Origin of the sequence: Mesorhizobium qingshengii, assembly GCF_027563465.1 — a bacterium.
Taxonomy (GTDB): domain Bacteria; phylum Pseudomonadota; class Alphaproteobacteria; order Rhizobiales; family Rhizobiaceae; genus Mesorhizobium; species Mesorhizobium qingshengii_A.
Map to the genome: position 1 here is coordinate 180328 of NZ_JAPFQA010000010.1, position 10712 is coordinate 191039.

At 61.5% G+C, this 10712-nt stretch carries 11 protein-coding genes; 2 read left to right on the plus strand and 9 right to left on the minus strand.

Translation table 11 applies throughout. From position 1 onward, the window contains the following. Positions 1–21 precede the first annotated feature (21 nt). The 7 genes from OOJ09_RS21525 to OOJ09_RS21555 all read right to left on the minus strand — a co-directional run bounded on the left by OOJ09_RS21525 (position 22) and on the right by OOJ09_RS21555 (position 7799). Positions 22–1440 (minus strand): NAD(P)/FAD-dependent oxidoreductase, encoded by a 1419-nt coding sequence (locus OOJ09_RS21525; RefSeq protein ID WP_269907122.1) that lies wholly within the window; start codon positions 1438–1440, stop codon positions 22–24. Positions 1441–1442: 2 nt separating this feature from the next. Continuing rightward, positions 1443–2300 carry a PfkB family carbohydrate kinase gene (locus OOJ09_RS21530; protein ID WP_269907123.1) on the minus strand — a complete coding sequence of 286 codons (858 nt, stop codon included), beginning with the start codon at positions 2298–2300 and terminating at the stop codon, positions 1443–1445. A 90-nt stretch (positions 2301–2390) separates the two neighbouring features. Beyond that, complete coding sequence (locus OOJ09_RS21535; protein WP_269907124.1) at positions 2391–3215, minus strand: carbohydrate ABC transporter permease; 825 nt, start codon at positions 3213–3215, stop codon at positions 2391–2393. A gap of 32 nt (positions 3216–3247) precedes the next feature. Beyond that, entirely contained in the window at positions 3248–4135 is an 888-nt protein-coding gene (locus OOJ09_RS21540; protein ID WP_269907125.1) for a carbohydrate ABC transporter permease, read from the minus strand. Between the two features lie 83 nt (positions 4136–4218). Beyond that, positions 4219–5541, minus strand: coding sequence for an ABC transporter substrate-binding protein (locus OOJ09_RS21545; protein ID WP_269907126.1), 1323 nt, complete (start codon positions 5539–5541; stop codon positions 4219–4221). A 28-nt stretch (positions 5542–5569) separates the two neighbouring features. Beyond that, entirely contained in the window at positions 5570–6583 is a 1014-nt protein-coding gene (locus tag OOJ09_RS21550) for an SIS domain-containing protein (protein WP_269907127.1), read from the minus strand. A 193-nt stretch (positions 6584–6776) separates the two neighbouring features. Continuing rightward, positions 6777–7799 (minus strand): LacI family DNA-binding transcriptional regulator, encoded by a 1023-nt coding sequence (locus OOJ09_RS21555; RefSeq protein WP_269907128.1) that lies wholly within the window; start codon positions 7797–7799, stop codon positions 6777–6779. Positions 7800–7824: 25 nt separating this feature from the next. Here OOJ09_RS21555 and OOJ09_RS21560 point away from each other — a divergent pair, with 25 nt between their 5' ends. After that, complete coding sequence (locus OOJ09_RS21560) at positions 7825–8130, plus strand: hypothetical protein (protein WP_269907129.1); 306 nt, start codon at positions 7825–7827, stop codon at positions 8128–8130. On the opposite strand, the gene OOJ09_RS21565 is transcribed toward OOJ09_RS21560, so the two are convergent. Continuing rightward, a complete protein-coding gene (locus OOJ09_RS21565) occupies positions 8111–8761 on the minus strand; it encodes a ThuA domain-containing protein (protein ID WP_269907130.1) in 651 nt (216 codons plus the stop codon). The two genes, OOJ09_RS21560 and OOJ09_RS21565, sit on opposite strands and share 20 nt — an antisense overlap. Positions 8762–9011: 250 nt before the next feature. Between OOJ09_RS21565 and OOJ09_RS21570 the strand changes: the two genes are divergently transcribed. Then, positions 9012–9548, plus strand: coding sequence for a VOC family protein (locus OOJ09_RS21570; protein WP_269907131.1), 537 nt, complete (start codon positions 9012–9014; stop codon positions 9546–9548). Here OOJ09_RS21570 and OOJ09_RS21575 read toward each other — a convergent pair. Then, positions 9537–10334 carry an IclR family transcriptional regulator gene (locus OOJ09_RS21575; protein WP_269907132.1) on the minus strand — a complete coding sequence of 266 codons (798 nt, stop codon included), beginning with the start codon at positions 10332–10334 and terminating at the stop codon, positions 9537–9539. The genes OOJ09_RS21570 and OOJ09_RS21575 overlap by 12 nt on opposite strands. Between the last annotated feature and the right edge of the window lie 378 nt (positions 10335–10712).

The following is a 10712-nucleotide window of genomic DNA, read 5'->3' on the forward strand; positions in this document are numbered from 1 at the left end:
GCAAGGTGCTCGGCATAATGCCTATTTCTTGCGGTGGCCCGGCTTCAGCCCGGCCAGCAGGTTGGTGATCCGGTCCGGTTTGCGGTTGCGGATCTCGGCCTCGTTCTTGCGGCGCACCGCACTGCGGACAAGCTTGGCGCCGAGATAGCGGAACGGCTCGGGCGGCAGCGACATGCGCCGCTCGATGCCAACCAGGCCGCTGGCGCTCCAGCGATCCTTTCGCTCCAGAACAAGGCTGGCCAGGATCCGTCCGCCAATCGGCGCCTGAGCGATGCCGGTTCCGTTGAACCCCATGCCGTAGAAGATGTTGGGATGACCGCGCAGGTGATCGAAGACGGGAACGTGTTCGGGCACGCAGTCGATCGGACCGGCCCAGTCATACTCGACCGGCACGCCACGCAGTGCCGGATAGACCCGGTGCAGTTCCCGCACATTGTCGCGACCGTGCTCCGGGCTGCGGTTAAAGCTGGCGCCGCAATTTCCGCTGAAGGCCACGTTGCCGCTGCCGCGACCGAAGACCACCCTGCCCGTGGTGGTGCGCTGGTAGTAGAGGACCTGCGCCTGTGAATCGCAGATCGCGGCGCCATCGCGCCAGCCAATGCTGTCGAGCAGTTCGGGCACGGCAGCAGTAGCGATCACCTCGCTACCGACGACATAGAGATGACGGCGCAGTTCCGGCAACGCCGAGAGCCAAGCATTCGATGCGAGCACGACCTTCTCGGCCTGCACTGTGCCTCGCGCCGTGCGCACGGTGCACGTCCTGCCCGGTTCGATGTCGAGGACGGGGCTGCGTTCATGGATGACAATGCCGCGTGCCAATGCCAGGTTACGCAATCCGATCGCCAGCTTGGCTGGATGGACCGTGCCGGCATTGGTCTCCACGACGCCGGCATAGGATGCCGACGAGCCGGTGCGCTGCTTGATGTCCTCGGCCGTCAGCGGTCTGAAACGGTTCTCGCCTACCGCCGCCGTCATGGCAACAGCGCGCTCCCATGCACCTTCCTGGGCAATCGAGCTCGCGGTCCACAGCCATCCGTCGAGCCGCAGATCCATGTCGATCGTGCCGTCTCGTTCCAGCGCCTTCAATTCCGCGATCGACGCCACTGTGTCGGCGCAGAGTTGGCGCGCCTCTTCGAGGCCGACGACGGCGCTAATCTGGTCAAGTTCGGCGAACCATGAATGGACCTGGCCGCCATTGCGGCCCGAGGCTCCCGAACCGCAGAGGTCGGCCTCCAGCACGGTAACCTGCGTTTCCGGAGCAAGCTCACGGATACGCAGCGCCGTCCACAAACCGGTATAGCCGCCGCCGACGATCAGCACGTCGGCGCGCGCATTGCCCTGTAATGGCTCGGTCACCGCGCCGGCGCCGATGTCCTGCAGCCAGAACGACCGGTTGGACGGAAGTGCTATCGCCGGCTGTCGCAAACGAAGTGTCGTCACGGTCAGGCTCCCTGGGCGTCGATGATGAAGCTGGCATATTTGGCCGGCAGCCATTCCGGTATGGGACGCGGCTGCTGGGGAAACCCGCCGAGATGGGTACAGGTTTGCGCCGCCGCCACGGAAGCCATGTGCAGCGCTTCGGCCGCCCCCCGGCCTTCGAAGCGGAACGCGGTCAGGAAGGTCGCGATGAAGCTGTCACCGGCACCGCATGTGTCGACCACGTTGACCAGCGTGGCCGGCGCATGCACGACGCTCGTGCCATCATCGAAGTAGGAACCGCGCCGGCCGCAGGTCAGGACGACCTGCCTTGCGCCGGCAGCCCTGAGCGCTGCCAGCAGCGGCTCGACCGGCACATCGACATCGTCGGGCCCGGAGGCGAACAGCATCGGCACGCCGTCGAGCGGCAGCGCCAGATGTGCCGTCGAGACGTCGATGCTGAACGGCACATGATCCGCGACCAGGCGGCGGACGAGATCCTCGTTGGCATTGGTGCCGAGATGCACCCAGTCGGCTGCAGCGATGACCGCATAATGCTCCTGCGTCGGCATGTAGTTCTCACCCACCCCGAACGATTCGTGCAGGAACTTCCGGTCCCCTGATTCGTCGCGGAGCAAGGTGACGGCCGTGTCTCCGGCGCGCCGCTCGACATCGTCCGGCGACAGGCCGATGCCTGCCAGTTCGGCAAGCACCACGTCGCCTTCGGGATCCTCGCCGACGGCGCCGAAATAACGCGCCGACCAGCCATTGCGTCGCCATTGCGCGGCAACATTCAGGGCGTTGCCGCCGACGGTGAGCAGGCCGTTGGTGAGGTAGGCGTCCAGGCAATTGTCGCCGACGGCGACGAGTTTTGGCTGGGTCATGCCGATACCCGGACAGTCAGGGAGCAAAGGTCGGCTCCGATCAGCTGGTGAAAGACAAGCTGCGGCATGAAGGTTCCTTTCGAGGGATTGCTACTTACCGATGCCTTCGGACAGGCCACGAATGAAATAGCGCTGCGCGGCAAAGAACACGATCACGATGGGCAGTGCCGAAATCGTCATAGCCGCGAACACCACGGCATAGTTGGTTCCATGCGTCGCCATGATAGAGGTGAGGCCGACCGGCAGCGTCTGCACGTCACTGCCGCTCGTGAAGATCATGGCGAACAGATATTCGTTCCAAGCGAACAAAACGTGCAGGATGACGCACGAGATGATGATCGGCCGACACAGCGGCAGGGTGATGCGCCAGAAGATCTGACCCTCGCTGGCGCCGTCCATCGTCGCCGCCTCGTCGAGATCTCCAGGCAGATCCAGCATGTAGGCACGGATCAGGAAGGTGGTGAACGGCACCCGAAACGCGGTGTAGAGAATGATCAGCGCCCAGTAGGTGTTGTAGAGGCCGAGCGCCTGCAGCATCTTCACCAGCGGAATGATTGCCACGGTGGGGCTCAGCATCAACCCGCCCAGCACGATGGCTACGACCAGGGGTTTTGCCGGCATCTTGGTTCGGGTCAAGCCGAAGGCCGTCCAGGCGCTGATGAGCACGGTGCATATGGCCGAGGCGACGGTCACCAGGACAGAGACGGTCACATAGCCACGAACGCCCTGGTTCCAGGCCTGCACATAGTTGTTCCACGCCCAATGGACAGGCAGGGCGAAGGGATCGCCGAAGATCTGCGCATTGTCCTTGAAGCCGCTGAGCGCCATCCAGATCAGCGGATAGATGACGACGACGCCGAGGCAGATGAGGAACGAATAAAGGAACGTCCTCGCGATGACGGACCACACATTCACGTGCCTGGCTCGCCCGACTGCAACCGTAGCGCTCATAGCTGCACCCGGCGACGCTTGGTGTACCAGAGCTGTGCCGCGCCGGTGAGCATGGTCAGGACGAAGATAACGGCGGCAATCGCGGCACCGTAGCCGAAATTGTCCTCGATGAAGGCCTTCTGATAAAGCCATGTGCCCAGGACCTGGCTGCTGTTGTTGGGGCCGCCCGCGGTCATGACCATGACCTCGTTGAAAACCTGGAACGCGCCGGTGATGGTGACGATGATCATTAGACCCGTCATTTCCCGGGTCAGCGGAAAGGTGATGCTCCACAGGCGGCGAAACGCACCGGCTCCGTCCATCGTGGCCGCGTCGTAGAGGTCGCGGGGGATTTTCTGGATGGCGATAGCGAACAGCAGCGTCGAGTAGCCGAAGCCCTGCCACTGGCTCATGGCAATGATGGCGTAGATGGCAGTGTGCTCGTTGCCGAGCCAAGGCTGCACGAGCTGGCCGAGGCCTAGCCGGCTCAGCGCGGCGTCCAGCAAGCCGATCTGCGGCTGGTAGATGAAATAGAACAGCAGACCGGTCACCGTGATCGAAATGGCGGAAGGCACGAAGTAGACGGCGCGCCAAAAGCGGCGCCAGCGTTCGCTCCTCAGATCCTCGATGAGGGCCGCCAGCAGGAACGCACCGAAGACCTGGAAGACGACAGAGATGATGGCGTAAAGGCAGTTGTTCCACAGCGCGACCAGCACGATCGGGTCATGCAGAAGCCGGTCGTAATTGGCGAGGCCGACATTGGTGACCTCGCCGGTATAGATGTCCTGGTCGGTGGTGCTGACGACGAAGTTGTCGACGATCGGATAGTAGACGAACCAGCCGATGAGGATCAGTGCGATGGCAGCCCATCGGAACGACAACAGGTTGCCGAAGCGGGCTCGCAAGCTTTTCTGCCTTTGCGGCCTGGCGGCGCCGTGGACCACGGCGCCACCTCTGATTGTGTCCGATGCCCTTGCCATTGTGCGCGTTATTTGGCTGCCGAGGCGGTCTTGCGCACCTCGTCCATCACCTGTTCCGGCGTCATCGAACCACCCGCCAGCGCCTGCAGGCCGGACAGCCAGACGGCGGCAACGCGCGGCGGATTGGCCGTGTCGAGCCAAGGCATCAGGAACGAGGCCGCATTGATCTCCTTGAGACCATCAACCACCGCCACGCTCATGTTCGATTCCGAGGCGCCGCCGATGGTGGCGCTCGGCTGGCCATAGGGCGGCGCGGACAGGACCTGCGCATTTTCCTTCGAGGTCACGAACTTCATGAAGTCGATCGCCAGCGGGATGTTTTTCGACGCCGCATTGATCATGTAGCCCTCTGGCGCACCCTCGATCGACTTGGGGTCACCCTTGGCGCCATCGGGCACGGGCAGTTTGAAGAATCCGAAATCGGCGGGCTTCACTGCCGAATCCGGCGTGGCGGCCTGATCGAACTCGATGATCTCCTGATAGTACATGGCCGACTGCGCGTTGGTGAAGGCCTGGAGAGCCGAGGCATAGGACGTGCCGTTGACGCCGGCGCCGTCGGTGCAGCGCACGACAAGCTGGCTGAATTGCTTGAGCGCCGCGACATAGCCCGGATCGGTATATTCAGCCGTGGCCGGATCGAAATCGCGTTCCAGCGCCGCCTGCGGCACGTTGTAGGCGAGCAGCTGACCCGCAAAATGGATTGCCGGCCACGCTTCCTTGTTGCCCAGCGAGATCGGTGTTGCGCCGGATTTGCGAATGGCGTCGCAGCTTGTCAGCAGTTCCTCGAAAGTGGCCGGCGCCTTCAGGCCGAGCTTGGCGAAGATCTGCTTGTTATAGCCCATGAATTTGGCATCCTGATACAAAGGTATGCCGTAGAGCTTGCCATTGTACTCGAACGCCTTGACGGCTGCTGGAGAGAGCGTCTTGCCCCAGTCGGTATCAGGGCCGATCACCTTGCTCAGATCGACGGCGCGGTTGCCGCGCACGAAGTTCGCGCCCCAGCTGCCCGTCCATGAGAAATAGACATCGGGAAGCGAGTTCGAAGCGACCAGCGTCTTCGTCTTGCCCTTCACGCTGTCGTCGCTCTCCTGGATAAGCTCCACCTTCACGCCCGGATGGAGCTTTTCATAGTCCTGCGCCAGATTGACGAAATAGGGCGACAGCTGCTGCAGTCCGAACTTGGTCAGGATCGACAGCGTGCCGCTGTATTCCACCTTGGCGTTGGGGTCGGCCGTGACAGCCGGCGAAGCAGCGGAACTGCCGCCCATCGATAGCCCCAATGATGATACCGCGGCCACTGTGACCGCCACGACTTGCAGCGAACGTTTCATAAGCAGCTCCTTCAGAGGTGAGAGTGGATCAGTATTCAACGCGTTTGTAATAGCGACGGGTCGTCAGCGGGTGGTTGCGGAGAACCTCGAGATGCGCGCTCAGCCGCTCGAGCAAAGTGGCGAGCAGGACCGGCGAGATCATGCTGCGCACCTGAGCCGAGATACCCGGCAACTTGACCGAGGCCGCATCCAGTGTGCGCACGCGGTCCGTGTAGCGCCTGGCGAAGCTCTCGACCCGGTCCGCCAGCGGGCGGAGCGCATCCTCGCCCTTGAACACGATGACGCTGACGCCTGGCTCGACCAGTTCAAGCGTGCCGTGGAAGAAGTCCGCGGCGTGCACGGGGCGGGTGCGGATCCACTGCATCTCTTCCAGGATGCACATGCCGTAGTAGTTGGCCTCCGGCCAGACCGATCCGGCACCGGTGAAAATGTGATAGGTTTCGTCCTTGATGGTCGCGGCCAGTTCGGCGGCCTTGTCCTCGAAGGCGGCTTTCGCATCGGCGAGCAGACCGGGCAGCAGCTGGAGTTGGGCGACAGCCGCGTCGAAACCGTCATATTCGCCGCGCTCGGCCAACAGCGCCAGGACGATCAGCAGCGTCTGCAGATAGAATGATTCCGACGAGGTGTCGTCCTCGGCGAAGTTCGTGAAATTGTGGTCGGCCTCCTGCGCGATCGGTGTGTCCGAATGGCCGGTGAGCGAGATCGTGCGCACGCCCCGCTTCTTCAGGAAAGCCATCAGCTCGACGCCTTCCTTGGTCGTGCCCGACAGCGACGGAATGACGACAACTGCCTTGTTGTCGAGACCGGCCGGCGGATCGAGGACGACCTGAGCCGGATATTCAGCGCTCACCGGAAAGGTCGAATAGCGCTTCGCCAGATCGATCGCCGGGAGCGTCAGAAGCTGCACACCGCCTGTACCCATGAAAAACAGCCGCTCGACGCCCTCCGAAAGCAGTGCGCGCATGAGCGAGCGCGCCTCGCCTGCGATGGCAACGGCCCCGCTCTGGATCCTTATGAAGCGGTCTTTGTCAAAGTTCAGCATGTAGTTCTTCCTTGTACTCGGATGCGGCGGAGCCTCTGTCCGGGCGCAAGCGTCGAGGCGCCTGTGCAACCAGCTTTTGATCGATCCTGATCAATGTGAGATCGATCTCACATCCGGATAATGGACATGCAATTTCGCGCTTGGCAAGCCCCCTCACGATGAAATTATTGGAACCGCGGGGATTCGGCGGCTGTCAGCGCCTGTTGAACTGAGCAACCGAGCCGCGCACAATCAGACGCGTCGGGAACCGGATATGGCGCGGGGCGATCTTCTTGCCGGCTAACCGTTCAAGCAGAAACTTGGCGGCGAGCGGACCGATCTCGGAGATAGGCTGCGCCACGACCGTGATCTGCGGGTCGGTGAAGGTAGCGAGATTGAAATCGTCGAAGCCAACCAGCGACACGTCGTGCGGGATCGACAGGCCCATGGAGCGCAGACCCAGAAGTGCGCCTTGGGTCATCAGGCTGTCCACGGTGAAAAGGGCTGTCGGACGGTTGCGGCGGCTGAACAGGCGAATGGTGGCTTCGACGGCATGTTCGACGGTCGAGCGCGACACGCTGATCAGCGATTCATCCAGCGCGATGCCATGCGACCGTAGTGAATTCTGATATCCGGCCAGACGCTCCTGGGCGGTAAAGATACGCGACTCATCGCGCAACAGTCCGATTCGTTCGTGATCGTTGGCGATGAGGTAATCCACCGCTTCGCGCGCGCCGCCTTCATTGTCGACGACGACGCTATCGCATTGCAGGTCCTTGACGACGCGGTCGATCAGCACGACCGGTGCGCCTTCGTTCGCCAGCTGCACGATGTGCTGGCTATCGGTCGCCGATGTCGGCGCCAGAATGAAACCGCGGATGCTCAGCGAGCGCAGGCTCTCAAGCAATTCCTTTTCCTGCTCGACGTTCTCCTCGCTGCTGGCGATCAGGAGATTATGGCGGTGCTTGCGCAGCTCGACCTCGATGTCGTGGGCGATTCGGGCGAAGAATGGATTCTGGATGTCGCCAGGCACGAACCCGACGATCGGCAACTGTCCGCTGCGCAGCGCCTGCGCAACGAGGTTTGCCCGATAGCCCAGTCTTTCCGCTGCTTCCAGCACGCGCAGCGCCGTCTCGTCGCCGACATAGCCGTAACTGTTGAGCGCCCGCGCAGCCGTCGCGCGCGATACGTTGGCCGCGGCAGCAACCTCTTTGAGAGTGATCCCCTTCTGCGTCACAGCTATTCCTCTTGCGACCTGCACATTGCGTCAGATCATCATTCTCGGCTCGTCTTGCCGGCTTTGTTGTGGGGCATATCGGCCGATTCTCAAACTGCCAACACAGCTTGCGCAAGTTCTTGCCACCTTATTCGTTGCCGCAATGATCGAAAACGGCAACGTCAATCTTCCTAGAGACGCCCATTGGAGAGATGATTTCCTGCTTGAGGTCCTCGCGTTCCCGCACGGAAAGCACGATGATCAGGTCGACTCCATTCGCGTCCGCCGTATTCCATGGGCCGAAGAAGAGCGCCTAGCAGATATGCCGATGATCAAACTCTCCTGCGAGTAGCCCAATTCAAGCCACGCCGCAGGATGGTGCTCATGGACGGATTGTCGAATTCTTCAGGCACGTGGCCAAGCGCCGAGAAGAAAACCCGGCCGCTGCCAAACGGCTTCTTCCACACCGTAGGCATGACGATACCATCGATCCATGGATAGTCCTCGCCGCTAAAACGGGTGGTCGCCAACACCTCGTTCGAGGGATCGACATGCATGTAGTACTGCTCTGAATAGTACTCGAAGTCGGAAATGCCGGTCATGATCGGATCGTCGGGGCGCGCGATCTCGACCGTGTAGCGCCGCACGCCGCCCGGTTCACGCACATAGGCGCCTCCGACCATGTAGCGGAACCGATCGTTGTCGCGGAATCCGTCGGCCATGCCACCATGGAACCCGCCAAGTCCGACGCCCGACCAAATGGCCGCCCATAGCCGCTTCGACGTATCGGCGCTCATCTGGCCGAGCGTCCAGTTGGGAACAATCAGGTCATAACTGGCAAGATCTTCTCGATCATAGGCTTCGAGCGTGCCGCTGTTCGTCACCTCGAACCCGTCTTCCTCCAGCATGGCCCGCACGCGCTCGCCGGCCTCGAATGCGCGATGCGGCGCATAGCCGCCGGAAACAATCAGACACCGCTTCATAGATGACCCTCTTCATGGAACTGAAAGCCGCAGCCTGGGCGGCGGAGCTAATTTCTTACAAAACAACAATTGTGGACGAAATCAATCCTATACCCCATAAAAAATGGGCCATCTGCCTAAAATTGGCCTCTGGCAGGCCAACCCATATGTTCAGTTAAAACAATTTTTGTTGATTTTGTGCGGCAAATGAGGAATCTTTTGCGCGTACTCGGCCGACCGGTCGGGCGAACCGTGCATCGAGGATCAAACAATGAGCCAAAGACCCCAGACCGCTGCCCTGAACCACGTCAGCATTCCTGCTCGCGACCTCGAAGAGTCGGAGGCGTTCTATCGCGAGGTTCTCGGATGCGAGCGCATCCAGGCGCCGAATTTCGGCTTTCCGGTATGCTGGATGCGGCTCGGCAACCTGCAACTCCACCTTCAGCAGGTTGGCCCCTTGGCCGGCGTGCGTACCTATCAACATTTTGCCGTCGAGGTTACCGATTTTGTCGGTGCCTACGGGGTGCTGCGGGCGCGGGGCGCCTTCGAGGAAGGCACGCGTTATGCCGATCTCTGGATGCTGCCGTCCGGCGAGTTGCAGATGTTCGTGCGCGACCCTTCCGACAATCTGTTCGAGATTGACCACCCCGACGTCACGCAGCTTGACCTGTCGGTGTTCGACATACCGTTGCGCAGGCTGGAGAACGAGCAGGAACAGACGTCGCAAAACAGGCTGGCTACGCTCTTCCTATACCGCAAGGCGGTTGCCGGACCGCAGGCGCGCCCGACACTGGTTCTAGACCGCTAAGTTCGTCGTGATCTCGTTTCCCATGGCCTGGATGGAATGGATCAGATGTTCGAAACGGCCCGGCTCGGCGCTGACCAGCGCCGTTACGCAGGTGATGCCAATCGAGGCCACCGGAAGCTTGTCCTTGCCGAAGATCGGACGCGCGACACAGGTCAGCCCCTCATGCGTCTCGTTCGCGTCGATCGCATAGCCACGCTCGCGGGTGACGGCCAAATCGATGCGCAACGCATCCGCGTTCATGATGGTGCTGCCGGTAAGCCGAACGAAATCTATGTTGTTGATCAGCGTCTCGCGCCGCTCCTGGGGCAGGAAGGCCAGCACCGCCTTGCCCACTGCGGAACTGTAGAGGGGTTCGAGCACCCCGATGCAATGACGGATGGAGATGATCGAGTCGGACAAGGCGAAATCCGCGAGCAGAACCCGGTCGTTGACGAAAAGCCCGAGATGGGTGGTCTGCTGCGTGATGCCCGCCAGCCGCTGCAGCTGGTCGTGGAACGAGTCGATCAGCCGCGTCTTTTCACGCAGGCGCGACGCCCAGTAGTAGATGCGGCCGCCGACATCATACTCCTTCGTCGTCGCATCCTTTCTCAGGAAACCCCGATGCTCGAGGGTCTGCAGGAAGCGAAAGGCGGAGGCACGGTCCATGTTGAAGCGCCGCACGATGTCCGACAGCTTCAACGGCGCGGGCGCCTCGATGATTTCATCGAGGATGCGCAACCCCTTTTCGAGGCTCTGAATGTGGCCGGCCGGACTCTCGACCTCGTTCCCGGAGTTCGGATTGTCCAACATCGTCTCCTGGAAGTTTGATTATGAAACAATGGAATAGGATGTTGGCTTTCACGTGTCAAACGGACATTCCCCACGAATTAGCCCCCTCGCCCCATCTTTCTACCCGCTGGACGGTCCCGGCAGGTGCCGAGATCGACCCTGATCCCGGGCGCAACAAAGCTCGAACCGTAGGTGTGTGGTGACAACAATTGTTTCCGAACAGGGCACCGATGCCCGCGGAGTGGTTGAAACACGGCTGATGAAAGCCGCGATCGTGCTGCCGTCACCGCCTTCTCCCGTTGGCAACTATCGTCCTGCCAGGATCGTCGATGGCTGGCTCTTCACGTCCGGACAGCTGAGCTGGCGCAATGGAGCGATCGTTCATCCGGGCCTTCT

Bases quoted from the DNA above. Each gene is read 5' to 3' on its own strand.
- OOJ09_RS21550 (WP_269907127.1), bottom strand. From the start codon at position 6,583: ATGCTGAACTTTGACAAAGACCGCTTCATAAGGATCCAGAGCGGGGCC.
- OOJ09_RS21565 (WP_269907130.1), bottom strand. From the start codon at position 8,761: ATGAAGCGGTGTCTGATTGTTTCCGGCGGCTATGCGCCGCATCGCGCA.
- OOJ09_RS21545 (WP_269907126.1), bottom strand. From the start codon at position 5,541: ATGAAACGTTCGCTGCAAGTCGTGGCGGTCACAGTGGCCGCGGTATCA.
- OOJ09_RS21530 (WP_269907123.1), bottom strand. From the start codon at position 2,300: ATGACCCAGCCAAAACTCGTCGCCGTCGGCGACAATTGCCTGGACGCC.
- OOJ09_RS21570 (WP_269907131.1), top strand. From the start codon at position 9,012: ATGAGCCAAAGACCCCAGACCGCTGCCCTGAACCACGTCAGCATTCCT.